The 26,223-nt window shown below is 45.4% G+C and carries 29 protein-coding genes; 19 read left to right on the top strand and 10 right to left on the bottom strand.

The genetic code is table 11. The features are described 5' to 3' along the window. Positions 1-10: 10 nt before the first annotated feature. The gene (locus M1D59_RS20740; RefSeq protein WP_023856959.1) at positions 11-160 is read right to left on the bottom strand and encodes a teichoic acid D-Ala incorporation-associated protein DltX; all 150 of its coding nucleotides are present in this window, start codon (positions 158-160) and stop codon (positions 11-13) included. Positions 161-403: 243 nt separating this feature from the next. Continuing rightward, positions 404-487 (bottom strand): YjcZ family sporulation protein, encoded by an 84-nt coding sequence (locus tag M1D59_RS20735; RefSeq protein ID WP_016885663.1) that lies wholly within the window; start codon positions 485-487, stop codon positions 404-406. Between the two features lie 213 nt (positions 488-700). Here M1D59_RS20735 and M1D59_RS20730 point away from each other — a divergent pair, with 213 nt between their 5' ends. Beyond that, the gene (locus M1D59_RS20730; protein WP_031305127.1) at positions 701-1,339 is read left to right on the top strand and encodes a GTP pyrophosphokinase; all 639 of its coding nucleotides are present in this window, start codon (positions 701-703) and stop codon (positions 1,337-1,339) included. A 111-nt stretch (positions 1,340-1,450) separates the two neighbouring features. On the opposite strand, the gene M1D59_RS20725 is transcribed toward M1D59_RS20730, so the two are convergent. Then, positions 1,451-1,648 carry a hypothetical protein gene (locus tag M1D59_RS20725; protein WP_458117655.1) on the bottom strand — a complete coding sequence of 66 codons (198 nt, stop codon included), beginning with the start codon at positions 1,646-1,648 and terminating at the stop codon, positions 1,451-1,453. Positions 1,649-1,781: 133 nt separating this feature from the next. On the opposite strand from M1D59_RS20725, the gene M1D59_RS20720 reads away from it, so the two are divergent. Together M1D59_RS20720 and M1D59_RS20715 are read left to right on the top strand one after the other, a co-directional pair. Further along, positions 1,782-1,967 (top strand): hypothetical protein, encoded by a 186-nt coding sequence (locus M1D59_RS20720; protein ID WP_128822193.1) that lies wholly within the window; start codon positions 1,782-1,784, stop codon positions 1,965-1,967. Continuing rightward, entirely contained in the window at positions 1,968-3,329 is a 1,362-nt protein-coding gene (locus tag M1D59_RS20715) for an MFS transporter (RefSeq protein ID WP_101561330.1), read from the top strand. It begins immediately after the preceding gene. Positions 3,330-4,238: 909 nt separating this feature from the next. Here M1D59_RS20715 and M1D59_RS20710 read toward each other — a convergent pair. Then, positions 4,239-5,588, bottom strand: coding sequence for a M28 family peptidase (locus M1D59_RS20710; RefSeq protein WP_458117654.1), 1,350 nt, complete (start codon positions 5,586-5,588; stop codon positions 4,239-4,241). A 229-nt stretch (positions 5,589-5,817) separates the two neighbouring features. On the opposite strand from M1D59_RS20710, the gene M1D59_RS20705 reads away from it, so the two are divergent. From M1D59_RS20705 to M1D59_RS20680, 6 genes are all read left to right on the top strand, one after another. Next, complete coding sequence (locus M1D59_RS20705) at positions 5,818-6,576, top strand: IclR family transcriptional regulator (RefSeq protein WP_023856966.1); 759 nt, start codon at positions 5,818-5,820, stop codon at positions 6,574-6,576. 18 nt (positions 6,577-6,594) lie between these two features. Continuing rightward, positions 6,595-7,548 (top strand): sugar kinase, encoded by a 954-nt coding sequence (locus M1D59_RS20700; protein WP_458117653.1) that lies wholly within the window; start codon positions 6,595-6,597, stop codon positions 7,546-7,548. Between the two features lie 26 nt (positions 7,549-7,574). Next, complete coding sequence (locus M1D59_RS20695; RefSeq protein ID WP_458117652.1) at positions 7,575-8,201, top strand: bifunctional 4-hydroxy-2-oxoglutarate aldolase/2-dehydro-3-deoxy-phosphogluconate aldolase; 627 nt, start codon at positions 7,575-7,577, stop codon at positions 8,199-8,201. A 15-nt stretch (positions 8,202-8,216) separates the two neighbouring features. Beyond that, positions 8,217-9,365, top strand: a complete 1,149-nt coding sequence (dgoD, locus tag M1D59_RS20690) for a galactonate dehydratase (RefSeq protein WP_023856969.1) — start codon at positions 8,217-8,219, stop codon at positions 9,363-9,365. Positions 9,366-9,426: 61 nt separating this feature from the next. Continuing rightward, positions 9,427-10,758: an MFS transporter gene (locus M1D59_RS20685; RefSeq protein ID WP_145608585.1), complete on the top strand. Its 1,332-nt coding sequence runs from the start codon at positions 9,427-9,429 to the stop codon at positions 10,756-10,758. 94 nt (positions 10,759-10,852) lie between these two features. Beyond that, on the top strand, positions 10,853-11,593 hold the full coding sequence (locus M1D59_RS20680; RefSeq protein ID WP_458117651.1) for a YwaF family protein: 741 nt from the start codon (positions 10,853-10,855) through the stop codon (positions 11,591-11,593). A gap of 163 nt (positions 11,594-11,756) precedes the next feature. Here M1D59_RS20680 and M1D59_RS20675 read toward each other — a convergent pair whose 3' ends face one another. From M1D59_RS20675 to M1D59_RS20665, 3 genes are all read right to left on the bottom strand, one after another. Beyond that, positions 11,757-13,931 (bottom strand): MMPL family transporter, encoded by a 2,175-nt coding sequence (locus M1D59_RS20675; protein WP_458117650.1) that lies wholly within the window; start codon positions 13,929-13,931, stop codon positions 11,757-11,759. 114 nt (positions 13,932-14,045) lie between these two features. Next, on the bottom strand, positions 14,046-14,687 hold the full coding sequence (gene ydfI, locus M1D59_RS20670; RefSeq protein ID WP_035337953.1) for a two-component system response regulator YdfI: 642 nt from the start codon (positions 14,685-14,687) through the stop codon (positions 14,046-14,048). Continuing rightward, positions 14,680-15,843: a sensor histidine kinase gene (locus M1D59_RS20665; protein ID WP_458118061.1), complete on the bottom strand. Its 1,164-nt coding sequence runs from the start codon at positions 15,841-15,843 to the stop codon at positions 14,680-14,682. The genes ydfI and M1D59_RS20665 overlap by 8 nt, the downstream gene beginning before the upstream one ends. 310 nt (positions 15,844-16,153) lie before the next feature. Between M1D59_RS20665 and M1D59_RS20660 the strand changes: the two genes are divergently transcribed. The 4 genes from M1D59_RS20660 to M1D59_RS20645 all read left to right on the top strand — a co-directional run bounded on the left by M1D59_RS20660 (position 16,154) and on the right by M1D59_RS20645 (position 18,558). Beyond that, positions 16,154-16,324, top strand: coding sequence for a hypothetical protein (locus M1D59_RS20660; RefSeq protein ID WP_145929954.1), 171 nt, complete (start codon positions 16,154-16,156; stop codon positions 16,322-16,324). Continuing rightward, positions 16,321-16,497 carry a hypothetical protein gene (locus tag M1D59_RS20655; protein ID WP_095291354.1) on the top strand — a complete coding sequence of 59 codons (177 nt, stop codon included), beginning with the start codon at positions 16,321-16,323 and terminating at the stop codon, positions 16,495-16,497. Before M1D59_RS20660 ends, M1D59_RS20655 begins: the two co-directional genes overlap by 4 nt. A 119-nt stretch (positions 16,498-16,616) precedes the next feature. Continuing rightward, on the top strand, positions 16,617-17,480 hold the full coding sequence (locus tag M1D59_RS20650) for a glycosyltransferase family 8 protein (RefSeq protein ID WP_101561336.1): 864 nt from the start codon (positions 16,617-16,619) through the stop codon (positions 17,478-17,480). Between the two features lie 241 nt (positions 17,481-17,721). Then, positions 17,722-18,558, top strand: a complete 837-nt coding sequence (locus tag M1D59_RS20645) for a phosphoglycerate dehydrogenase (protein ID WP_224146315.1) — start codon at positions 17,722-17,724, stop codon at positions 18,556-18,558. A 30-nt stretch (positions 18,559-18,588) separates the two neighbouring features. Here M1D59_RS20645 and M1D59_RS20640 read toward each other — a convergent pair whose 3' ends face one another. Further along, positions 18,589-18,969, bottom strand: coding sequence for a VOC family protein (locus M1D59_RS20640; protein ID WP_458117649.1), 381 nt, complete (start codon positions 18,967-18,969; stop codon positions 18,589-18,591). 142 nt (positions 18,970-19,111) lie between these two features. Between M1D59_RS20640 and M1D59_RS20635 the strand changes: the two genes are divergently transcribed. After that, positions 19,112-20,302 carry a class I SAM-dependent rRNA methyltransferase gene (locus M1D59_RS20635; RefSeq protein ID WP_023856980.1) on the top strand — a complete coding sequence of 397 codons (1,191 nt, stop codon included), beginning with the start codon at positions 19,112-19,114 and terminating at the stop codon, positions 20,300-20,302. 98 nt (positions 20,303-20,400) lie between these two features. Then, complete coding sequence (gene putP, locus M1D59_RS20630; protein ID WP_035337945.1) at positions 20,401-21,867, top strand: sodium/proline symporter PutP; 1,467 nt, start codon at positions 20,401-20,403, stop codon at positions 21,865-21,867. A 268-nt stretch (positions 21,868-22,135) separates the two neighbouring features. Here the strand turns inward: putP and M1D59_RS20625 are convergent, their stop codons facing one another. Both M1D59_RS20625 and M1D59_RS20620 read right to left on the bottom strand, forming a co-directional pair. Continuing rightward, positions 22,136-22,822, bottom strand: coding sequence for a CidB/LrgB family autolysis modulator (locus M1D59_RS20625; protein ID WP_023856983.1), 687 nt, complete (start codon positions 22,820-22,822; stop codon positions 22,136-22,138). After that, entirely contained in the window at positions 22,804-23,190 is a 387-nt protein-coding gene (locus tag M1D59_RS20620; RefSeq protein WP_020453376.1) for a CidA/LrgA family holin-like protein, read from the bottom strand. Before M1D59_RS20620 ends, M1D59_RS20625 begins: the two co-directional genes overlap by 19 nt. A 483-nt stretch (positions 23,191-23,673) precedes the next feature. Here M1D59_RS20620 and M1D59_RS20615 point away from each other — a divergent pair, with 483 nt between their 5' ends. From M1D59_RS20615 to thiM, 4 genes are all read left to right on the top strand, one after another. Further along, entirely contained in the window at positions 23,674-24,102 is a 429-nt protein-coding gene (locus M1D59_RS20615) for a YwqH-like family protein (RefSeq protein WP_020453375.1), read from the top strand. Next, the gene (locus tag M1D59_RS20610) at positions 24,099-24,368 is read left to right on the top strand and encodes a YwqI/YxiC family protein (protein WP_020453374.1); all 270 of its coding nucleotides are present in this window, start codon (positions 24,099-24,101) and stop codon (positions 24,366-24,368) included. Before M1D59_RS20615 ends, M1D59_RS20610 begins: the two co-directional genes overlap by 4 nt. Positions 24,369-24,498: 130 nt before the next feature. Further along, positions 24,499-25,416 (top strand): cidABC operon transcriptional activator CidR, encoded by a 918-nt coding sequence (cidR, locus tag M1D59_RS20605; protein WP_023856984.1) that lies wholly within the window; start codon positions 24,499-24,501, stop codon positions 25,414-25,416. Beyond that, positions 25,413-26,222, top strand: a complete 810-nt coding sequence (gene thiM, locus M1D59_RS20600) for a hydroxyethylthiazole kinase (RefSeq protein WP_025810598.1) — start codon at positions 25,413-25,415, stop codon at positions 26,220-26,222. Before cidR ends, thiM begins: the two co-directional genes overlap by 4 nt. Position 26,223 lies beyond the last annotated feature (1 nt).

Here is a 26,223-nt window from a genome sequence, read left to right as displayed (position 1 = left end):
TTTTTCTCCATTAAAAGTCATTATAAATATATGAACCTGTATTTGCTGTGTGGAATCCGTAAATTAAAAACAGCAGTACGAGAATAAGAAAGTAATAGGAAGTGTTGAGCAGCCACTTCATTGTTGTTTTTTCATACAACATTTTTAGCTTATTTAACATTGATCTTTTCCTTTCCGTTATTGAATTGCCTTAACAACAGTATAAGACGAAAATGTTGTATAAAAGTTTCATTTGTGGGAGAGTTTTATTTCTGAGCGTTGTCAGCTCAGAGCCTATCCTATTATAAACATTTTTTGTTATTGTGGAAATAACTTCTTTTTAAATCACAAAAAAACAGGCTCATATGAAAAGCGGAGCGCTTTTCGATATGAACCTGCAGTTTGTCGGAAGTGCGTGAAGGAATTAATACTTTACAAAAGCGGAACCCACAATGATCAGCAAAATAAATAATACAACGATCAAAGCGAAGCTATTAGAGTATGACATATTCTCACCTCCGAAAAGTGGTAATACAGAATATGAATGTTTTATGACTTTTGAAAGGGAAATAAATTTATAAAAGTGGAAAATGATCAACCAGACCACTTTTTGATCTTGCGATTTAAGTCGAAACTTTACCGTGGATGTGCCCGTCTACTAACTGAAAAAACGATATGATGTCATAAGGAGAAAAATATAATGGATATGGCGATAGATAAGATGATAGGACTGCCTGAAGCCCAGATAGAAGATTTAAGAAACCTGATGGAGGACTGGAAGAACGAACTCCTTGTCTATAAATTTGCCTTGGATCAAATGGATACGAAATTTTCGATTATCAGCCAGGAATATAATTTAATCCATGGCCATAACCCGATTGAGCATACGAAATCAAGGGTGAAAAGCTTTGAAAGCCTGATCAACAAGCTTGTGCGGAAGGGCTGCGATATTACCACAAAGGCCGCTAAGGAGCACATCAATGATATCGCGGGTCTCAGAATCGTCTGCTCGTTTTTATCCGATATTTACAATATGGTTGAAGTGCTGAAGGAACACGAAGACATCAAGATTTTAAACATGAAAGACTACATTAAAAATCCGAAGCCGAACGGATACAGGAGTCTCCATCTGATTGTAGAAGTGCCTGTTTACTTGACCAACCGCGTCGAGCACGCCAAGGTGGAGATTCAAATCAGGACGATCGCGATGGATTTCTGGGCGAGCCTCGAACATAAAATCTACTACAAATTGAACAATGAAGTGCCGAACCAGCTCACGGATGAGCTGAAAGAAGCGGCTGACATCGCGAACTATCTGGATGAAAAGATGCTTCATATTCGAACAAAAGCGGATCAATAAAAAGCAGCCGGGCATTTTTTAGCCCGGCTGCTATTTTTTTCTGCCGCTTGACCCGAAGTTGTCAATCCTTGAATATCAACCTCATATGTAATATCGGATTCGGTGAAAATCTCATCCCATTTTCCTTCCGCTTTTTCGATTCCAGAATTTCAAGACGTCCGTCCGGTATTCACCCTGCAGTTTGCCGAGCGCGCTCTTCATCCACACTTTCACCTGATCTCCGGCAAGACGCTCGACTTCTTTCCGCTTTTTGTTTTGGAAATCATGGCCCCGCGATGCCTTCGCGCTCTTCTTTTGTGAACTTTTCACTATGCCAGCTTCGTCAAATATGTTTTTCAACTAAAAGAAAAGAGGAAGAACGCTCCTTTGTATCAAAGGTTATGACTGTCATGAATCGAAAAAAGAAAACAAGAAAATGATAAGAGCACGAGGAGGTCTAAAAATGAAATCGGATATTGAAAAACTTGCGGAATGCGGTTTGCAAAACGGAGCGGCAGCGATGATGAACCGGGAGTCGCAACGGCTTGATGCTGCTTTATACGGGACCGTCGGCAATGCTTTCGACCGTGATTCGGGTGCGGAAGGTAAAGCGGACGGAGCTGGCGAAAGGCTGCTTTACCCTAAGTAAATGGCCGGATTGAAAAAGAACCGCGCCCTGTTTTTAACAGCCGTTGCATCAGGGACGATGCTGAATCCGCTCAATTCTTCAATGATTTCTTTGGCGCTGCACAGCATCCAGCATGAGTTTCATCTTTCATTTGCAACCGTATCGTGGCTGATTTCATCTTTTTATTTAGCCAGTGCGGTCGCGCAGCCTGTCACGGGAAAAATCGGCGATTTAATCGGTCGGAAAAAGATGTTTTTGTCAGGGCTTGTTCTCGTTGCCGTATCGGCAATCGGCGCTCCTCTCGCACCGGCTTTTTCCGTCTTGCTGATCATGCGTTTGTTTCAATCGATTGGGAGCGGCGCCATTTATCCTTCGGGAGTGGGCCTGATCAGAAGCCACATTCATGAAAAGCGGGCGTCGGCACTAAGTGTGCTGTCCATTTTTTCTTCGGCTATGACCGCTTTTGGACCGACTGTGGGGGGATTTTTAATCGTTCTCGGGGGATGGCCCGCCATTTTCCTCGTGAACTTTCCATTTATTTTGTTCAGCTTTTTGCTGGGGATGTACATGTTTCCGAAAGATGAGAAAAAAGCCGGCTTAAATGTCCGCGCCGTCATCAAGCGGCTTGATCTGACCGGGATTCTTCTGTTTGCGGGCGGAATCGTTCTCCTGCTGGCATTCCTGCTCTCATTGAGCACGGGCGAGCCCCGTTTTGCCGAGGGGATGTTCGGGCTTGTCTTGCTTTTGATGTTTGTTTGGTGGGAGCTGAGAGTGAGCAGCCCGTTTATTGATATCAGACTGTTGATCGCGCGCAGGACGCTAACTTCGGTCTATGCTCAATTTATTATGCTGAACATCTTTAACTACTGTTTGTTTTTTGGACTTCCGAGTTATTTTCAGGATGAAATGCACCTTTCCGTTCAAGCGAGCGGTCTTTTGATGCTGTTCATGTCCGGGACGAGCGTATTGATTTCACCTTTCGTCGGGAAATGGATTGACCGTTCAGGTGAAACGCAGCCTGTTTTCATTGGTTCTTGCATAATGGCGGCCGGCGCCATCCTGCTTACATTGTTTTTTGTCGATGCACCGATGTTGTGGAAAGGCATTATCCTCTCTTTGCTGGGGGTCAGCTACGGACTCGGCAATGTCGCCCTGCAGGCTGCCATGTTTACGGCAAGTCCGCCGGACATCGTCGGGACCACTTCGGGGCTCTTCCAAACATGCCGCTATCTTGGCTCGATCTTTTCGTCCGTCATTCTGGGTCTGTTGTTTGGAGAAGAAATAACCGCGGGTCATTTTCAGGATCTGGGGGTGGTCATGATTGTGGTTGCCATCGGCAGCGTTTTGATGAGCTTCCGGTTTATTAAGCTGATGAAGGATTGAAAAATGGAGCGCGAGATGCGGCTCCATTTTTTTTTGCTTTCCGTAGATCTGAATGCCTGAGCAAAAATTCAAAACGGTCATTGCTTAATAATAAGTTGATAACTTAACGTTTCTTCTTTTTGGTCACAGCTGTGATGATCATAATGACTATAAAGATAGTAAATAGCTGAATAAAGAAGGGAAACATAATCCATCATCTCCTGATCAATTTTCGAAAATATAATAAACGTTGACTGTTGCAATAATAAGAGCGCTAAGGATTGCGATAACTGTCTGCGCACTCAGAAAAATCAATAAACATCCCATCAAAATAAAATAATTATAAAACATGGCTTTCTGTTTTATTAGTTTATGGTGCTCGTCATTTTGCTTAAATGGAGGGTGTAAATATCTCAATGTGAAAAACATGATAAATAAAGAAAAAGGAATAGGATCCAATTTTCCATTAGCCAATGTGCAAAACCAGATAGAGACATAAAATCAACAAGAAAAAGCTAATTGCGTGTAGTGATTTAAATGCGAATTCATGATTCAACTTCCTAAACATCTTCGCTTCTAATGTAGTGTCGAAAAGGCTGCTTCTCCTGTGTTCTCATCTTGAAATAAAATAAACTTCACGTCAAGGAAGCTTTACAAAATGAGGCCCTTAGGCTCAACCTTGCAACTGCTGATGATAGGAAAAGGCTATGCTTACATCCATCTTTAGGCCGGGACATGTGAATTTGTAAGCAGCACAAATTGGACATGTTGGGAGAATCAACGGCGTTTTCTTGAATCGTTGAATTATTTTTAGGTATGCATGGGAAAGGTGATGACACGGCAGCGGTGGGGAGGATAGGTGCTTCGGGTCTATGAAAAGAAGCGGTATAAAAAAAAGAGCAGATCAATTCGATCTGCTCCTTTTTAATATTATTGGGCGACTGAGCTGTAAGACGGTTTTCTGTTTTCTTTTTTGCTCAGGTTATACACGGCTGTTCCCGCGATTTGACCGGCTGTTTTCAGCCTGTCTTTGCTGATGTGTTCAATCGTGTCGTAAGGGGTGTGGTACCAAGGCTCCAAAGCACCTGTTCCCGGCTCTCTCCAAATGAAGTTGGCCGAGTCGATGCCGGCTTCATGGAATGGGACATGGTCGGATGATCCGCCTTGATGTAAAAATAATACGTCTTTCCCAAGGCTTAAAGAAGCGGCTTTACTTAGCTCCCAGACGAGGTTTGCCGAACCGTCGGGTGTATTGATGTACAGCTGTGAAGCATTTTCCCAGCTTGTCGCCACCATATCTAAGTTAAAGTTGGCAACGCTCTGTTTGACTTCCCGCTCTGACAAGGTGCTGACATAATGGCGCGATCCGAGGAGACCGATTTCTTCGGCACCGAATGTAATAAAGCGAATTTCTTTGTCGGCTGGAACCGTCTTCATGATCCGGGCCAGTTCAAGGACGACTGAAGTTCCGGAGGCATTGTCATTGGCTCCGGGAGCATAAGGGACGCTGTCATAATGCGAAGTCACATACACGATGTCCGGATTTTTGACACCTTTTGCTTTGCGGACGCCGATCACGTTTTGCGATGTTTGATTTTTATGAGCCTTCAGCTTCAAGATCGCTTCTTGTTCAGAAAGCAGCTTTTCTCCGTCTTCCTTTTTGACGCCGACTACCGGAACATCGACTTTATTACCGCTGAGATTCGGAGTCAGAGGGACGAGACCGTCGACGTTATTATAAATGATCACTCCGCTTGCGCCTGCGTCAGCAGCGTTTTTTGCTTTTTCATAGAATGTCAGCTCGCCTCTTAAAATGACGGCGATTTTGCCTCTCGCTTCCTCGGTGAAGTCGCCGGGCAGGCCGAGGCCGGCATCATAGAGAGGAGCTGCCAGACCTTCTGCTGCTGTCGGGGCGGAACCGGCGGCAGGCCGCGAAGGCACGTTATTTCCCTGAACGGTAAGCGTTCCTTCCAGCCGATCAGGTATGCTGAAGGTTTGTGTGGTCACTTTCAGATTTGATTTTTTCATCTGTGAGGCGATGAAAGCGGCGCTCTTTTTTTCTTCCGCTGTGCCTGTCACACGCGGTCCGATTGTTTCGCTTAAATGGTAAATCGTTTGATAGGCGCGATTTTCGTTGAATTTTTTGCTGAATTTTTCGACATTTTTTGCGATGGCTGTTTCCTGAGGCGCCGCTTGAACAGCATTTCCCGTTCCATCGGCGAACACGCCGCCTGCTATTACGGATAGCGCCAATCCGATCATCATCATTTTTCTCTTCATACATAAACCTCCTTGATGGTCTTGTTTTCCTGAGAAGAGATATTCGCAGCTGAGCGGGTGAATCCTGCATGCATCTGATAAATGATTCGATAGACCAGTAATTTGAAGTTTGATAAAAAAGTTTTTTTGTTTAATAGGATAGTTGACGTGAGCATTCTTTCTGTTTAGAATACGTCCGAATTATCAGGATCCTGATTTTGAATCACATATGTGAATGTTGGAGGGTGTCATGTCAGTAAAATCCGCGGTACGTGTTGTACGTATATTTGAATTGCTGTCAAATCATCCGGATGGATTAACCGTAAAGGAGATCAGCAAAGAATTGTCGCTGCCGCAGAGCAGTACATTCAATTTGGCTGCTACACTTTTGGATGAAGGATACCTTCAGCAGGATGCTATCAAGCGTTACAGGCTGGGGGCAAAACTGATCCAAGTTGGAACCGCTGCCATGGAGTCGATCGACATTTCGTCGCAAGGTGTTCCGTTTTTAAAACAGCTGATGGACGGCGTTCAGGAGACGGTGTTTATGGCCGTTCTATCCGATGATCAGCTCGTCTACATCGCAAAAATCGATAACAACAGGTCAATCAGAACAACCGCACAGCCCGGTTCGCGCAAGCCGCTATATTGCACCGGGCTTGGCAAGGCATTTTTGGCATTCATGCCGGAGGACAAAAGGGAAGGGCTGCTCGACCGCATGGAATTTATCCGGTTTACCGGGCATACCATCACCGCCAGAGATGAGCTGGAAAAGCAGCTGCAGACATTTTTGGAACAGGGATATGCCGTTGACAATGAAGAAAATGAAGAAGGTTTGTTTTGTCTGGCGGCTCCTGTCTATGGTCCGGATGGCGTAATGAATGCGGCGATCAGCACCGCCGGGCCAAAGGAGCGCATGCTCGCAAGAAAGGCGCTTATCGTTGAGCAGCTGCTTCACACAGCCGGAAAAATTACAGAAAGCATTGGCGGATTTAAAAAGCCGCTTTAGCAAAGGGGGAGAGTTCTGATGGATGTTATTAGCATAGGAGAGACAATGGCGCTGTTCACTCCGAATGAAGACGGCCCTCTCAGATACGCAAGAAACTATCAGGTGAGAATAGCGGGCGCAGAAACCAACACGCTGATCGGGCTTTCGAAGCTCGGGAAAAAAGCCGGCTGGATTACCCGGCTTGGAAAAGACGAGTTCGGGGCGATGATTCTTTCTGCTGTCAGAGGAGAAGGAGTCGATGTCAGCCAAGTGAAGCTCGATGACGCGGCGCCGACCGGTTTGTTTTTTAAAGAAAGGAAAAGCGCGGCCAAAGTCAATGTCTTCTATTACAGGACGCTTTCAGCGGCGAGTTTTTTGAAAAAAAGCGATATTGATGAGCCATACATTGAGAAAGCGGGGTTGTTATACATTACGGGAATTACCCCGGCTTTAAGTGAAAGCGCTTCAGATGCAGTGTTTTATGCAGTGGAGCTCGCCAAAAAGCATAATAAATGCGTTGTATTTGATCCGAATTTTCGAAAAAAGCTCTGGGACGGAGAGCGGGCGCGGCAGACGATGTTTGATTTGATCAAACAGTCTGATATCGTGCTTCCCGGCTTGAGCGAAGGGCGTTTTTTGTTCGGCACCGCTGATGAGAAAAAAATAGCGGAAGCCATCCGCGGGCTCGGGGCTGAAACCGCCATCGTCAAGCTTGGTGCAAAAGGCGCCTATTATTCCAGCGGGAATGAAAACGGCTATGCGGAAGGCTATCAGATTCAGACTGCAGCGGACCCCGTGGGTGCCGGAGACGGCTTTGCAGCCGGTGTATTATCGGGTTTGATTGATCATATTCCGCTTTCTCAAGCTGTCAAACGCGGCTGTGCCGTCGGCGCCATGGTAGCTGCGGTAAACGGTGATATTGAAGGGCTGCCTGACAGCGATTCACTGTTTGCGTTTATGGAACAATCTGATGAAGAAGATGTCAGCCGATAAAAAACCGTAAAGAAAGGGTGGCAGAAATGCATGTATTGTCACAAATCAAAGAACAAAAAGTGATTGCGATCATCCGCGGATACAATCCGGAGGAGGCAGTGAGCATTGCCGGCGCCTTAAAAGCGGGCGGCATCAGGCTTGTGGAAATTACGCTTAATTCTCCTCAAGCGATCAAAGCGATTGAAGCGGTTTCAGAAGATGTTGGAGACGAAATGCTTGTCGGAGCGGGAACCGTTCTTGATCCCGAATCTGCGAGAGCGGCGCTTTTAGCCGGCGCGCGGTTTATCCTGTCGCCAACTGTTCATGAAGAGACGATCAAGCTGACAAAGCGATATGGAGCGATCAGCATTCCGGGCGCCTTTACCCCGACGGAAATATTGACGGCGTATGAAAGCGGTGGAGACATCATCAAAGTATTTCCCGGAACGATGGGGCCTGGCTATATCAAAGATATCCACGGACCGCTTCCGCATATTCCGCTGCTTCCGACGGGAGGGGTAGGGTTGGAAAACCTTCACGAGTTTTTACAGGCCGGTGCGGTCGGTGCTGGAATCGGCGGTTCACTTGTGAGGGCTCATCAAGATGTGAATGACGCGTTTTTAGAAGAGCTGTCCAAAAAAGCAAAGCAATTTGTTGAAGCAGCAAAACAGTAAAAGGGGAGATCAGAGATGAAAATAACGGGATTCGAGTGTTTCCAAATTCCACCGCGCTGGCTTTTCTTAAAAATCGAAACGGATGAAGGCATTACAGGGTGGGGAGAGCCGGTAATCGAGGGAAAGGCGGCGACAGTTAAGGCGGCTGTCGGCGAGTTAATGGAATATTTAATCGGCAAAGACCCGATGAACATTGAAGACCACTGGAATGTCATGTACAGAGGCGGGTTTTATCGGGGCGGACCCATTCTGATGAGCGCGATTGCAGGAATCGATCAAGCGCTTTGGGACATTAAGGGCAAGTTTTACAATGCGCCCGTGCATCAGCTGCTCGGAGGGAAGAGCAGGGAATCGATCAAGGTCTATTCCTGGATTGGCGGAGACAGGCCTCAAGACGTCGGCCTCGCTGCCAAGGAGGTGGTTGACCAAGGCTTTACAGCCGTCAAAATGAACGGCACGGAAGAGCTGCAATACATTGATTCACATGAAAAAATCGATCAGGTGATTGAAAGAATATCAGCCGTCAGAGAAGCTGTCGGCCCGTACATTGGAATCGGTATCGACTTTCACGGCAGGGTGCACAAGCCGATGGCGAAGATTTTGGCAAAAGAGCTTGAACCGTTTCGCCCGATGTTTATAGAAGAGCCTGTTCTGCCGGAAAACAACGAGGCGCTACGCGATATCGCCAGCCTCGTCTCAATTCCGATTGCGACCGGAGAACGAATGTTTTCAAAGTGGCAGTTTAAAGATCTGCTGACTGACGGCTATGTCGATATTATTCAGCCTGACTTATCACACGCCGGCGGAATTACCGAATGCAAAAAGATCCTGTCGATGGCGGAAGCATTTGATGTCGCCGCCGCTCCTCACTGTCCGCTGGGCCCGATCGCTCTGGCGGCCTGCCTTCAGGTTGATGCAACGTGCCACAATGCATTTATACAGGAACAAAGCTTAGGAATCCATTACAACAAAGGCACGGATTTGCTTGATTATATAGTGGATCAAAAGGTGTTTTTCTATGAAGACGGCTATGTCCGGATTCCGGATGGCCCGGGCCTTGGGGTGGACATCAATGAAGATCATGTCCGGAAAATGGCTGATATCGGGCATAACTGGCGCAATCCGGTATGGCGGCACAAGGACGGAAGCATAGCTGAATGGTAAAAATGATACCGTTTTCAAAAAATGTCCGTCATTACAAACAAATAAAAGGAGAGGGCCTGTCATGAAACAAGCTGCTGTAAAAGAGAAGCCGACAAAGGTTAGAGTGCGGGTACTGCTGTTTATTTTTGTATGTGTCGTGATCAATTATATGGATCGAAGCAATATCTCAGTCGCAGCTTCTGCAATTGGAGACGATTTAAACTTGTCTGCCGTTCAACTGGGTTTGATTTTTTCCGCTTTCGGCTGGGCATACTGCGCCCTGCAAATACCGGGAGGCGGGCTTGTCGATCGGTTTGGCCCGAGGCTTGTCTACGGTTTTACCTTGGTTACTTGGTCGCTCGCAACATTGCTTCAGGGGTTTGTCCGCGGCTTCGGTTCTCTATTCGGGTTGCGTCTTGCGACGGGGGCGTTTGAAGCGCCGGCTTTTCCGACCAATAACCGGGTGGTGACTTCATGGTTCCCTGAACAGGAAAGGGCTTCAGCCATTGCGTTTTATACGTCGGGGCAATTTGCCGGCCTTGCGTTTTTAACGCCGGCGCTCAGCGCCATCCAGCATGTCGTCGGCTGGCGCGGCCTGTTCATCGTAACTGGGGTGATCGGCATCATCTGGGGCCTTATCTGGTATATTTTTTACCGTGATCCCGACCGTCATCCAAAGGTAAATAAGGCTGAACTTGATCATATAGAAAAAGGCGGGGGGATCGTCCGCCGCGGCCGGACTTCCGAAAAGGAAAAATCGGCATTTAATTGGAAGCATTTCAAACAAGTGACCGCTCATCGCAAGCTGTGGGGTATATATATTGGACAGTTCGCCGTTAATTCGACTTTATGGTTTTTTCTGACATGGTTTCCGACATACCTTGTAAAATATAGAGGCCTTGATTTTCTCCAATCCGGTTTTCTCGCCTCGCTTCCGTTTCTTGCGGCGTTCATCGGTGTTCTGTTGTCCGGCTTCCTGTCCGACTTTCTGATCAAAAGGGGCGTATCGGCCGGGGTTGCCCGCAAAACACCGATTATTACCGGATTGATCCTGTCTATTTCCATTATCGGTGCCAATTATGTCGATCAGACATCACTGATCATTTTATTTATGACGCTTGCCTTTTTTGGAAACGGTCTGGCCTCCATTACATGGGTGCTGGTATCGTCTTTAGCGCCTAAGCATTTGATCGGACTGACCGGCGGAGTATTTAATTTTGTCGGCAGCCTCGCTTCCGTTATCGTTCCGATTGTCATCGGCTTTCTCGCAAACGGGGGAAGCTTTGCGCCCGCCCTCGTCTTTATCGGCACCCTTGCCCTTTTGGGAGCCCTTTCCTACATCTTTCTTGTCGGAAAGGTTGAACGGATTCAGGTCAATGATAATGTAAAAGAAAACGATTCTATTTCTATGTGACACCCGGCTGCCGGACATTCGGCGGCCTTTTTGAATAATAGATCATGGTTTGTCACAAAATAACGTTAAAATATTTTGATGACAGGTGCTTAAGATGAAAACATATCTTCAAAAAGATTATCAGCTCGGCTCGTTTCAATTTTTTTCAACATCTCATATACTGACTTTGCTGGTGCTTGCAGCGCTCGGTGTTTGTTTGTTCGTCTTTCGCAAGACGCTGCAAAAACCGCGGTGGAACCGGATGCTTCGCTATGCGTTTGTGGCGGTTTTATTGATTTCTGAAATCAGCTACCACTCCTGGTTTATCTATGTAAATTCCTGGACGCCGCGTTATTGTTTGCCGCTTCACCTCAGCGACCTTTCGGTTTATCTTGTCATCATTCTGTTATTGACGAAAAATCTCACCTTGTTTAAATTTCTTTATTTTGCCGGTTTGGGGAGCGCTTTGCAAGCGATTCTGACGCCTGACTTGGGAAGGTACGGCTTTCCTCATTTCCGCTTTTTTGAATTTTTCATTTCCCACGGGATCGTTGTTCTCTCCTGCCTCTTGATGATTGCAGCCGAGAAGTATAAGCCGACCGTGCGCTCTCTCTGGGTCACGTTTCTTCTCGTCAATGTTTATGGCGCTCTCATTTTTTTGATCAACCGTTTGCTGAACTCGAACTATATGTACATGATGAAAAAGCCGGGCGGCGGAGCTTCGCTGTTAGACGTGCTCGGGCCGTGGCCATGGTATCTTTTGTCAGCGGAAGCGGTCACGATCGTCTTCTTCTATCTTCTCTATCTGCCGTTTTGGATCGCCGGGAAGGTGAAAGAAAAAAAGGATCTTGCATGATTCCTGTATTTCTGAATAGGGGTGGCCGTATCCCATTGGCCAAGAGACTTTAAAAAATCAAAATGAGTGATTACGCCATGAGTGTCTCCTTTTTAACTAATCATTCACACCGTGATCAGGAATATGAAGAAAAAAGCAGATCTCGTAAAAGATCTGCTTTCTATTACATACTGATTTGTTTCTTTTGTTCATAATCTATTTCTGGCTGTATTTCCTTCGTGAGTTGATGCCCTTCTATGTCCACATTCGGAATAATCTTGTCCAGCCATTTTGGCAAGTACCAGGCTGCATTCCCCATCAGCTTCATCACACTTGGAATCAGTGTCATTCGTACAATAAATGCATCAAAGAGCACACCAAAGGAAAGAGCCAACCCGTTGGCTTTAATAGAAGCTTCTCCAGCAAAGATAAATCCTGCAAAAACGAAGATCATGATCAGGCCGGCTGCGGTGACAACAGGACCGCTGTGTTTTAATCCGGCTTGAATCGCTTGTACTGGATTCTTTGTTTTCACATATTCTTCACGCATTCTGCTGACAAGGAATACTTGATAATCCATGGCTAATCCAAACAGAATTCCAATAGATAAAATCGGCAAGAACGCGAGTATCGGCCCTTTTTCTGGTATTTTGAAAAAGTCGATGAGATTCCCGTCTTGTAAAACAAATACACAGATCCCAAGAGTGGCAGTCATTGTCAATACGAAACCAGCAACTGCAACAAGAGGCACAAGCAGCGAACGGAATACGATTGTCAGCAATACAAACGCAAAACCCACAATGAGCACAGCAAACACCGGTATCGCATCATTCAGGCGATCTGAAATGTCAATATTCACGGCAGTCGATCCAGTAACGAGCAAATCTACCCCGTTTTTATCTGATAAGCTGCGTACTTCCTTTACCAAATCCTTCGTTGCCACATCATTTGGACCTGTTTCAGGAACGACCGTAATGATAGCAAAGTTCCCTTCTTTATTAGGCATTGCAGGAGTGACACTCGCTACATGGTCTAGTTCCTTTATTTCTTTCACTGCATCTGTGAAGGCTTCCGCCTTATTTTCTGTCACACTTGTAGCATCCGCTACGATTGTTAATTGACCATTAAATCCTTCTCCAAAACCGTCGGCAAGCAAGTCATATGCCTGGCGTTCCGGATTATCCTTCGCTTTCATCCCTGCATCAGGCAAGCCCAGTTCCAAATGCATAGATGGAATACTAATGACGAGCAAAATGAAAATGCTGCATACACTTAGCATGATAGGGTTTTTTGTGACAAAGCGTCCCCAGACATTTGTTTCAGCGCTTTGTTTATCTTTTTTCTTGTTTGATTTCGGAACCATCCGTTTCCCCGCTATCGATAAGACGGCAGGAACAAGCGTGATTGAGGCGAGAACAGCTAACAATACACTAAGCCCTGCTGTCAGCCCCATTGCAGACATAAAAGGAATGTTAACAACCGTCAATCCGCAAAGTGCGACAATAACAGTAAGTCCGGCAAAAACGACTGCACTCCCAGCTGTTCCGGTAGCTCTGGCAATTGATTCATTCTTTTGTATGCCTTCGCCTAGAAACTGGCGGTGCTTCGTAAAAATAAATAAAGCATAATCAATCCCAACAGCAAGGCCAATCATTCCGGCTAATGAAAGACTGACGGAAGCAATATCGAAAACTTGTGTTCCAATCAAAACAAGTCCAATACTAACACCTAATCCAATCAGTGCAGTTAAAATCGGTAAGCCTGCTATTAATAAAGAGCCGAATGTAATGGCTAACACTACAAAGGCCAGGATAATGCCGACAATTTCAGAGATACCGCCTATCTCCATCTCGGCTCCCGGTACATCACCGCTCAGCTCAGCTTGCAATCCCTCATAATCAGCCATTTTCAAACTGTCTTTTACGTGTTTGATAGAGTAATCCTTTATATCATCTGCTGATGATTTATACTTGATATCAGCATAGGCAACTGTGCCGTCTTTCGCGATTGTTCCTGTCACAAAAGGACTTGCAATCGAGTCAACAGAACCATCTTTATCGATTTCCTTTAACGTATTTTCTATTGCTTTTTTGGCTGACTCTGCAGTAAGTTTCTCTCCATCTTCAGCACCGAAAATCACCCGTATGCTCCCTTTATCAGGGCCGTGAGGAAATTCTTTTTGAATGACATCCATCGCTTTTTCCGAAGGTGTGTCAGGTATGGACATATCCTCAGAAAAACTTGGTTTTAACGTAATGGCAAGCCCTATCGAAGCAACTAACACAACGATCCACGCACATATGACTTTTACGCGATGGCGAGCAACCCATCCTCCTAATTTATATAACATTTTTGACATGATAATCTCCTTTCAACACATTGCTTGATCATATTCCTTCTCATTGTAGTGGACAATGAAATAAAAAAAACGTACATTCGGGTATGTACGTTTGGGCAAATTTCAAATTTGATGTTATTTGTCTAATGTCAGAATGCCTCTTTGCATGGCAATCGTTACGGCTTCAGTTCTTGAATTCGCGCCTAATTTATTGTAAATGGACGTTAACCTGGACTTTACTGTTCTCTCAGAGACGCCCAAATCAAAGGCGATCGCTTTGCTTTTAAGACCTTTAGCAATTGCTTTTAGAACAATGACTTCCTTTTCTGTCAGCTGCGTATCACTGCTCTGTTTTTTCATCCGCTCCAATTGGATTTCTTGCAGACGTTTTAAGATTTCAGGCTGCAACAGCACGTTTCCTCTTATTGCTGCATCCATTGTATGAAAAAGGGTTTCTGAACTCGTATCCTTCAATAGATATCCTTTCGCCCCTAATTCAATTCCTTCGATCATTAAGTGATCTTCATTATAAGTAGTCAAAATAATGATAGGGATGTCATGTTTTTCTTTTATTTGTTTAATGGCTTCTAACCCGCTCATCTCCGGCATATACAAATCCATGAGAATGATATCCGGTTTTAATTCATCTGCAAGACGGACTGCCGCTTTGCCATTTTCGGCCTCTCCTATGATGGTGTAATGATCATTCGTTTCAATTAAAAGCTTCAGACCTTCCCTCACGACAAGATGGTCATCAACGATTAAAACCTTATTCATCTTGCATCTCTCCCTGAATTGGTACTGTGATCTCAATTTGTGTTCCTTTTGATTTTGTACTCTTTATATTAAATTGGCCTTTCATGGCTCTGACGCGTTCTTCTATGCCGAGAAGCCCGTAATGTCCTCTCTTTTTCTTGCTCTTTTCAACATCAAATCCTTTGCCATTGTCCTTGACAGTTAAATGGAGCCTCCCCTTATCATCATCCCAAATGGATACCGATATCGTTTCTGCTTCAGCGTGCTTTGCTGCATTCGTTATGCATTCTCCAATGATGTAATAACAGTTTTCAGCTGTACGAACGTCTAATATCTGATGTAATCGGTAGTCTAAAAAACCACCCATGCCTGTCGACTCTTGAAAATGATCCATTAGTGAGGTAATTCTTTCTTTTAGAAAACCGATTTCCTCTGCTTTGCTGCGCAGATCGTCAATCGCTGAACGCGCGTCGGCCAATGTACCTCTCACTCTTTTCATTGATTGTTGAATGATTTCTATTGCTCTCTCTGTGTTGCCTTTGGCGAGATGAACATGAATAGCATCGAGCTGCATATTTAAACTGACCAGCCCTTGAGCAAGCGTATCGTGTAAGTCCCGGGCCATACGCTGCCTTTCGTTTTGCAGCGTCAGCTGTTCGACCTGCTGATGAGCCAGCTCCAGCCGTTCAAGAGTCAGCTGAGCTTTTATCTTTTCATCGACTTGGGCAAATAATGTAGCGGCATAAGTAATAATCACGATCATAATAGGTACGGCAATGACAAGAAAATGCAAATAATCACCTTTGTGAATCTGATGTGTTGCATTGATTGACAGCAGAAGCAGTAAATACAGTATGAGGAAAGTCCTTCTTCTGTCTGCTATTCCTGCAATCTGTCCAATCAAAAATGCATAAAGGCCGATGATGACCAGCACTAAGAAGCCAGTCATGATATTAGCCAGTGTAAAAGTGATCAAACCTTGCAGCACAAAATATAGAATGACCCTTTTCTTAACCCAGCGATATGAATGCCAATGCAGCAAAGCAAAAATGGCGGTCAATACTGTAAACACGTTAAGCAATAAAATGGACCAGCTCCCAATAATAAATTGCAGCACGATAGAGGCTACATAGATCATGAGAATAAAAGCCAGGCCCGGCACTCTGAGCGCAAGCATATTTAATGCCCGTCTATCATGTGAGTAATGCTTTTCTTTAAAAGGATTCAAACCTCATCCACTTCCTTTAACAGTTTAACCGAACAGAGATTCATGTAATTTATTGAACGTGAACATACATTTATCCAATCATTTTATAGGAAGAGAAAGAACACAACAATACCGAGGTGCAGTGAACCATTAGATGTTCCCAAACATATGATCATTGCCCAAACGTACATAAGCGTTCTGCCTTTATGTACGTTTTATCTTTTCAAATTTACATTTAAAATCATGAGGAACTCACTATTTATTAAAGGAATGATCAACATTGAAATCGATTGATCTCACAATTTTATCATTAAAAAGAAAAGGTATCAGAACTGAGAAAGTGTCAAAAAATCAGTGCCCTGATCGATTAAGCAATACGAACGAAAAAACAGACAAACATAGAAACAAAAATAGTCAATCCAAGAGCACGTGTAAAGAAAAAGAGGAATGAATATGTATTGGTTTTTAGGTGCTTTATTATATTTTCTCATCGGTACTTGTATATTCATTGGAGTCATTAGAGACATTCACTCAGGCTCATGGATGCTCCTTACATTAGCAGCTCCAATCATCATTATTGGCTACCCTTACTTTTATTCAAAGAAGCTTTTTGCCAAAAGATAGTGAAATAGACGCCATACAATCAGAGGATCTTGCATGATCCTTTTTTTTCAGCCTATCGACGGTGTTTATCTTTTAAAAAAAGGGAATAGAACAAAAAAAGAAAAGGAGATGGAAGACATATGAAAAGCGACCGAACCATGCATATTATTTCATGTACAGACAATAACTACGCACAGCATTTAAGCGTGATGTTCGCATCATTGCTGACGAATATGGATCAGACGCGCGATGTGAAACTGTATGTCATCGACGGAGGGATTGAACCGGAAAATAAAAAGCGTCTGGAAGAGACGACCCTTCAATTCGGAGCCCCCATTACATTTCTGAATGTAGAAAAAAGCCAGTATGACCGTGCGGTCGAAAGCAGCCATATTACAAAAGCGGCATACTATCGGATTTCCATCCCCGATCTGATTGATGACGAATCCGTCAAACGAATGATCTATGTCGATTGCGACGCCTTAGTGTTAGAGGATATATCGAAGTTGTGGGACAAGGACATTTCACCTTATTTCGCAGCGGCGGTTGAAGATGCAGGCCAGCATGAACGGCTGAAAAAGATGAACATCAGCGACGAAGCAAAATATTTTAACTCAGGTATCATGATCATCGATATGGAAGCCTGGAGAAAAAACAACATTTCGAAAAAAGTCATCGACTTCATCAATAACAACGATGAAGACATGTTTATGTTTCATGACCAAGACGCGTTGAATGCGATTCTTTATGATCAGTGGCTCGAACTTCATCCGAGGTGGAACGCCCAAACACACATTATTTTAAAAGAAAAAACGCCGGCTTCCCTCATCGATCAAAAGCGCTATATGGAAACAAGGGCAAACCCGGCAATCGTTCATTTCTGCGGCGGAAACAAGCCTTGGAATTCAAACACCTCACACCCGTACGCCCGTCAATATTTTAAGTATTTGCAGTCCACAGCCTTTAACCAGCCGGCCAAATTGTCTAAAAACCATGTCAGCTAACATGCCAATCTCATTTTAAATCGCAGGATGAATCGATATAATGACAACAAACCCTGACGTATCCCCATATTCGCTTGTTTCCTTTCGGAAACAAGCATTTTTCTTGGCTGCAAAAATTTTTGACGAATGGAGGAGCGCTTTTGGTTAAAGTGCTGTTGACACTTAACGGACTGTTTTACCGCGCAGCGCCGCTGTTGAAGGAAAGGGTCGAACGGCTCGGCGCCGAATTTGCTCCAATCGGTTGACGAGACAGGATTTACTGACTCATATCAAGGATGTTCATATTTATATCGCCGGCGTTGAAAAAGTGGACCGGGAGCTGATCGACGCCGCCCCGGAACTAAGATATATCATGAAATTCGGTGCGGGAATCGACAATATTGATGTAGAATATGCAAGCGAAAAAGGAATCCTCGTCACGAATGCACCCGGCCAAAACGCCTCGGCAGTCGCCGATTTGGCATTCGGCCTTCTGCTGTCTGGCGCCCGTTCGATCCCGCAGTCAAACGCCGCAGTCAAAGCCGGTTTGTGGCAATCCGAGATGGGCTATGAGCTCGATGGAAAAACGCTGGGGCTTATCGGTTTTGGGGAAATTGGCAAAAAGGTTGCAAGACGGGCTTCCGGGTTTCATATGAACGTTTTGGCGTACGGCACATACAAAGACTACAATGCAGCCAAACGGCTGAATGTACGGTTTGCAGAGCTTGACGATATCCTGGAAAAATCTGACTTTGTATGTATCAGCACGTCATTAAGACCTGCCACCTATCATTTGATCAATCAAGAAAAGCTGGCAAAAATGAAGAAAACCGCGTACCTGGTCAACATTGCCCGCGGAGAAGTGGTAGACGAAAGCGCGCTCATTCAAGCGCTTGAACAAAAACAGATCAGAGGTGCAGCATTGGACGTCTTTGAAACCGAACCGCCGGCCGCCCGGATCACTAGTCTCGGCAATGTCATATGCACGGCGCATATCGGCGGCGCTACGTATGAGAGCATCAGGCGCATCGAAGAGGTGACATATCAAAACATCAAAAGGTTTATCGAAAAACAGCCGCCGGCTTTCCGCGTTTCATAAAGACCGGAAACGGCGAAAAGCCGCATCCGGTTATGTTCTTTGAAAAAACTCAATTATTTCTCCTTCGGGCCCAAAAAGAAAAAAATAGCGGAAGCCGTTTGGCAATACGGTGATCTCGTCTTCCATCAGCTTGATGCCGGCGCTTTTTACGCGGGCGAATTCAGCCTCGATATCATCGGTTGAGACGGCAAAATGATGTACTTTTCCTTCCTGAGGAAGACTGTCGTTATATCCCTCGATCAATTCAAGCTCTGTCTCGTCTTTGTTCTCAAAGCCTAAAAAAGCCAGCTTCATGATGCCGTTTGTATGGGTCATTCTGCCTTTCAGCGTCATTCCGATCACATTTTGGTAGAATGTGATCGAAGCATCAATGTTTTTCACCATCAGTCCTACGTGGTCAATTCGCGCCATTACGCCATTCCTCCTTTTGTTTCTCCATCATTTTAGAAAGGTCGGAATCATCTGTCAATTATCTCGATTAAATGATGAATAAGAATATTGATCAGGCGTTATGGTAGGATAGAGAAGACTTTAAAATAAGGACTGAAATCAAATGCATACATTAAAAATAAAACATCCATTCGCTGCAAAAATGAAAAAGGGCTATCCCTTAATTGAAAAAGAAGCTGTTTCTTCGCAAGAAAACGGCATAAAAGAAGGTTCGCTGATCAGGGTTGCCGATGAAAACGGCACGTTTTTGGGAAAGGGCTACTATGGCGAGCAAAACAAAGGGATCGGCTGGATTCTGACCCGAAACGAAGAGGAATCAATTGATCAATCATTCTTTTTAAGCAGGCTGGCGAACGCCTTTCAGGCCAGAAAATCGCTTTTTCAAGACCCGGATACGACCGCTTTTCGTTTGTTTAACGGGGAAGGCGACGGAATCGGCGGCTTTACGATTGATTATTATGACGGCTACTATTTGTTCCAATGGTACAGCAAAGGGATTTATACCTTTAAGGAAGCGATTATGGAAGCCCTCGATGAATTGACAGACTATAAAGCCGTATATGAGAAAAAACGGTTTAATACGGCCGGGCAGTATGTAGAAGATGACGACTTTGTCAGAGGAGAGAGAGGGGAATTTCCGATCATTGTGAAAGAGAACGGCATACATTTTGCCGTTTACCTCAATGACGGTGCGATGACAGGCGTTTTTCTCGATCAGCGCCATGTCCGCAAGGCGGTTAGGGACCGGTATGCGGAAGGAAAAACCGTGCTCAACACCTTCTCATATACAGGTGCATTTTCTGTGGCGGCGGCGCTTGGAGGCGCTGAAAAAACGACGAGCGTTGATGTTGCAAACCGCAGTTTAAGCAGGACGATCGAACAATTCAGCGTGAACGGGCTGGATTATGAAGCTCATGATATTAAAGTCATGGACGTTTTTAAATATTTTCAATACGCGGCCAAAAAAGAACTCGCCTTTGACCTCGTCATCCTTGATCCACCTTCATTTGCGAGAACAAAAAAGCATACATTCAGCGCGGCAAAGGATTATAAAAATCTGTTGAAAGACGCGATTCGAATCACTAAAGATCAAGGTGTGATCGTCGCTTCGACGAACAGCAGCGCTTTTGGGATGAAAAAATTCAAAGGCTTTATCGAAGCGGCATGCAAAGAAACGGGGACGCGCTTTACAGTGCTTGAGGAGCATTCGCTTCCCGAAGATTTCAAAACGGTGAAAAGCTATCCTGAAGGCGATTATTTAAAAGTTGTCTTTTTGCGGATCCGCCGCCGTTAATGTTAAGGGCGGGGAAAATTTTGCGATAAAAACAATACCTGTCGATCAATTATTCATGTATATTGATATTACGCGAAAAACTCAGGCAGGGGGAAGTTATGGATTACGGAATTTTAATATCGATAGGTATTTATATGGCAGGAATGCTTTTTATCGGATATTTTGCATATCGAAGAACTTCAAATTTGACCGACTACATGCTTGGCGGAAGAAATCTGGGCCCCGCCGTCACCGCGTTAAGCGCAGGTGCTTCCGATATGAGCGGCTGGCTATTAATGGGGCTGCCCGGTGCGATGTTTTTGAACGGATTGAGCAGCGGCTGGATCGTTGTCGGTCTGACAATCGGCGCTTATTTGAACTGGGTGTATGTTGCGCCGAGGCTGAGAACGTATACGGAAACGGCCGGCAACAGCATTACCATACCCGATTATTTCGAAAACCGTTTTAAAGACGGTTCAAGGCTGTTACGGGTGACGTCGGCTTTCGTTATTTTAGTATTTTTCACTTTTTATACATCATCCGGAATGGTGGCGGGCGGAGAGCTGTTCAGAACAGCATTCCACCTTGATTATCGGATCGGCATCTGGCTGACGGCCGGGGTTGTCATTCTTTATACGCTCTTCGGGGGCTTTCTGGCTGTCAGCTGGACCGATTTTGTTCAAGGGACGATCATGTTTATTGCGCTCATCTTAATGCCGATCGTCGTATTTGTCCAATTGGGGGGAATTGCGCCGGCGTTTTCGGAAGTGAACGCGGTCAACCCGGACCTCCTCCGTCCGTTTCAAGGAACAACCGCAATCGGTATTGTTTCTTTACTGGCGTGGGGGCTCGGCTACTTTGGACAGCCTCATATTATTGTCAGGTTTATGGCGATTTCAAGCGTGAAAGAGTTGAAGAGTGCCAGAAGAATCGGCATGGGCTGGATGATCTTTTCGATTTGCGGCGCGATGCTGACAGGACTCGTCGGCATCGCCTATTTCAGCGCAAATCATCTTTCGTTAAAGAATGCCGAGACGATATTCATTAAGTTGGCAGACCTTTTGTTCCCATCGATGATTACGGGATTTTTGCTGGCTTCCATTTTAGCAGCTGTCATGAGCACGATTTCTTCACAGCTTCTTGTAACCTCAAGCGCGCTGACAGAGGATTTTTATAAAGCGTTTGTCCGGAAAGGAGCTTCTGACAAAGAACTTGTTCTTGTCGGAAGGTTGTCTGTCCTCGCGATTTCACTGATCGCCCTCATGATGGCGCTTCATCCGAATGAAACGATATTGAATCTTGTCGGCTATGCGTGGGCAGGTTTCGGAGCGGCCTTTGGTCCTGTCGTTCTGCTGAGTCTGTATTGGAAACGAATGACGAAGTGGGGCGCGCTTTCAGGGATGCTGTCCGGGGCGCTGACTGTTATTGTGTGGGAGCAAGTAAAAGCTTTTGACCCGGTTTATGAAATTATTCCCGGATTTATTGTTTGTACAGTCGTGATCATCGTCGTCAGCCTGATGACAAAGAAGCCGTCCGTAGAGATTGAAAAGGAATTTGAGACGGCGGTTGAACAGCTGAAAGGTTGAGAATAGGGTGATGGTCTTTGTCAACGTATTGTTGACGGCCGCTTTTCTCACAGGGGCTTTCGCAGGATTTCTGTGGACATTTTCCAAAGAAAAAAGCGATGAATTTTTTCGGAAATGGCGGCGGATGGATCGGGGAAATTTCACACTTTTCGGTTGGGATTTTGGTGTATTTCTTTTATAGTATTGCTGATGTGCTGCTCGATGTCTAAATGAAAAAAACCAAATTGGCGGAAAAAAACTTCCCCAATTTGGTTTTTTTATTTTTCGGCTATGACACTGCAATAAGGGAAATGAGAAACGGCGCTGCGCAAAGCGTGATGATCGCAGCCAGGATCATCGATACGCTTGAAATCGTTCCGGACACGGAGCTGAGCTCAAATGCTTTTGATGTACCTGCGCCGTGGGCGCTTGTGCCAAGCAGCACGCCCCTTGCAATTTCATTATCAATCCGGAAGTAGCGAATGACCATCGGTCCGATCACTGACCCGGACAGGGCGGTCAATATAACAAAAACAGCGGTCACCGCGGGCATTCCGCCGATCATTTCAGAAACGCTCATTGCAATTGGCGTTGTGACCGATCTGGGAACGAGGCTCTCAATCAGGTCTTCATTCAGCTTGAAAAGTTTTGCGATAAACGCTGTTGACAGGATCGCGATACAGCAGCCTACAGTCACGTTGATAATGATCTCAACCGCGTATTTTTTCAAGACTGGAAAGTATTTGTACAACGGAATCGCAAAAGCCACGGTTGCCGGCTGGAGCATGTCTGTCAACAAGCGACCGCCCGCATTGTACGCTTCAAAGGGCACATTGATGAAAAGCAGCAGGCCGACAAGTATCACCGGCGTGACCAATAAAGGTGACGCATACACCTTTGGATGGCGTGAATACACCGCTTTTGCGCCCAGATAAATTAACACTGTTGCGATCAGGCTTAAGCATCCGATGAGCATGTTTTTTTCCTTTCCTTTCTTTTGGCAATCAATTGAGTCAGCATTCCGGTCGACACCATGACGACGAATGTACTGATGAGGACAACGAGTATAATGCTAGTGCCGAATTCAGCCAGAATATCTCCGTAGTTCATAATCCCGACGGCTGAAGGGACAAAGAACAAAAGCAGCTCCGCGAGAAGCCACAAGGCGCCGATTTCAATCCATTCCAGCTTAATGATTTTGAAATGAAGAAGCGCAAAAATGACGATAATCCCGAGAATGCTGCCGGGAATGTTTATATGAAGAACCTCGGCAATCAGATTCATGAAACGCGCGAATAAAAATAAAAGAGCGACCTGACCTAATCCTTTAATGAATGTTTTCATGTCATTATCCCCCTTTCTAAACATGAGTGTACATGAGTTTTAAGTATAGGTAAAATACATATACAGAATAGATATTATTCATTTTGTCTATAGTTAAAAGCGCAAATCAGGTCAAAAGAAACAGTTTCCTGACTAAAATTAGAAATTGTCGTCCGGAATCATTTGGCGATTTTTTGTGACCATTAAACTGCCGTATTCCCGTGTCTTTAGACTTGTCCGCGATGAAAGCGGTGTACAGATGATTCAAAAAGACGGGTTATATGTCCTTAAAATGCGCTGTGAGGAAGATGATGAACTGTGTATATATCCCTAAAAACAGTATTTACAGCCTATTCAACATCCGTGATTTTCGACTTAAACTATAAATATTGGAAATGAGAGCAAGTCCAGTCAAAGATGTGAATCTATGAAAAACCAATCAAATCATAATTTGACAAGGAAACAATCCATGCGAATCATACTGCAATTTCAGAGGTGACAATAATGGACTACTCAGACACGCTGCAAAAAATACACGGTGTCCTCTCCCATAAGGCGGCAGAGCTGGAAGAACAAATTGCAAGGCTGGAGCGGGCAAAGCGCGATGTAGAGCGGGAACAAAACCTCGGAATCGAAGAAATCAGGCAGATTTTGCGTCCGAACCTTGATGAGTCGTGGACCGGAAGCAGGGCAGCCGATTTTGACGAAGCACGTGATGAAGCGCACACGGCAATGTACAGAATTTTCACCGATGAATATGATCGGTATATTCATAAAATTGATTTAAAGATATTTGCTTTAGATTCTGAAAAAGGGGCTGTTCAAGCTGCAAGCTGGTCGGCCGACCGGGCGGACTTTCTGATGGAAAAAGGAGAGGAGGCCGTCGACGCTCTGCACAGCACAATCAACGGTTTAAAAGGGTGGTTGAAATGAGCAAAACGATTAAACTTAACCATGCAGCGGTTATGAAGCAGCTGGAGCAAGTAAGCAGCACGCTTCAAGCCGTGTCTTTAAAAAGCCCGTCAGCCGGAGCGCTCGGGCGGAACAACCTTGATTTTACGAAAAAGTGGCTTGAACGCGAAGCCGAAATTTGCAATATGGTCGAACAGTATAAAGAGGCTGTTCGTAAAAACATTGAGGACACCCGCTCCAATGTGGACACGCTGAAGGAACAGGATGAAGCGATTGCCCGAAGATAGGCGCTGCCGGCTGTATGCCGGCGGCGTTTTTTTATGTTGATGTAGAAGGGTGCTCCACGGGGGTGCAGAAAACAATGAAATTGGTTTAGAATATGAATACAAGCAGGAACTCTGAAAGGGTGTCAAACAAATGGACATACGCCACTTAACCTATTTCTTGGAGGTAGCCCGTCTGAAAAGCTTCACAAAAGCCGCTCAGTCATTATACATATCTCAGCCGACAATTTCCAAAATGATTAAAAATCTTGAAGAAGAGCTCGGGATTGAGCTGTTTTACCGGCGGGGGCGTCAGATCGAGCTGACTGATGCGGGGCAAAGCATGTATGTGCAGGCCCAGGAAATCACCAAGTCGTTTCAAAATTTAACTTCAGAGCTGAATGACTTGATGGACGTCAAAAAAGGGCACGTGCGGATCGGTTTGCCGCCGATGATCGGCTCCGGCTTTTTTCCGAAAGTGATAGGGGATTTCAGAGACAAATATCCGAACGTCACCTTTCAGCTTGTTGAGCACGGCTCTGTGAAAGTGCAGGAAGGAGTGGAAGACGGATCGCTTGATATCGGCGTTGTCGTCTTGCCTGCAAAAGAGGAGATTTTTCACTCCTTTACAATCGTAAAAGAAGACTTGATGCTGATCGTCCACCCGTCTCATCGTTTTGCCGATGCGGATGAGATCGAGCTTCGGCAGTTAAGCGAAGAACCGTTTATCTTTTTCCGGGAAGACTTTGTTCTTCACGAACGGATCATTACGGCTTGCTTGAAGGCTGGATTTCAGCCGAATGTCATTTATGAAACCTCGCAATGGGATTTCATCAGCGAAATGGTTTCCGCTAACCTTGGAATCGGGCTTTTGCCCGAAAGAATCTGCCGCGATCTTGACCCGGAAAGAGTGAGAATCATTCCGCTGGTGAGGCCGGCCATTCCTTGGCATGTCGCCGTCATTTGGAGAAAAGACCGCTATCTGTCGTTCGCGGCGAGGGCGTGGATTGATCATACAAAATCGTATATATGGAGCGAAAATTCAAAAACAGAAGGGAATGCAGCCGAATGAATCTAGAAGATGCCGCAAGAGGAATTGAGAAAGTCAGAAAGCAAAAACCGCTCGTACACAATATGACAAACAATGTCGTCACCAATTTTACGGCGAACGGTTTACTGGCTCTCGGCGCATCGCCGGTGATGGCGTATGCGAGGGAAGAAGCCGCCGACATGGCAAAGATCGCCGGAGCCCTTGTGCTGAACATCGGCACGCTCAGCCGGGAATCTGTTGAATCGATGATCATTGCAGGAAAGTCCGCCAATGAACACGGTGTGCCGGTTATTTTTGACCCAGTCGGTGCTGGGGCGACGCCGTTTCGAACAGAATCGGCTCAAGCGATTATGCGCGAAGTGAAGGTTTCCGCCGTCAGAGGCAATGCCGCGGAAATTGCCAACACGCTTGGAGAGGACTGGCTGATCAAAGGCGTGGATGCAGGCGAAGGGAGCGGCGACAGAACAGAGCTCGCCAAAAAAGCCGCGAAATTATGGGATACAGCCGTCATCATAACCGGAGCTGAAGATGTCATAACGGATGGAACAAAAACGTATACCGTAGGCAACGGACATCAACTGTTAACGAAAGTGACGGGGACAGGCTGTCTGTTTACCTCTGTCATCGGTGCGTTTTGCGCCGTTGAAAAAGACGTTTGCCATGCCGCTGTATCTGCAGCCGCTTTTTATGGAACGGCGGCCGAGTTGGCCGCGGAGAAAACGGAAAACCTGGGGCCCGGAAGCTTTCAAATCGAGTTTTTGAATCAGCTTGCCGCTGTTGAAGCGATGGATATAAAAGAACGCGGCAGGATCAGAGAGGTGGAATAAG

Source organism: Bacillus sp. PK6-026 (assembly GCF_054161455.1).
Note: the sequence above shows the minus strand (reverse complement) of the source record. Positions and strands in the feature narration are given on the sequence as shown.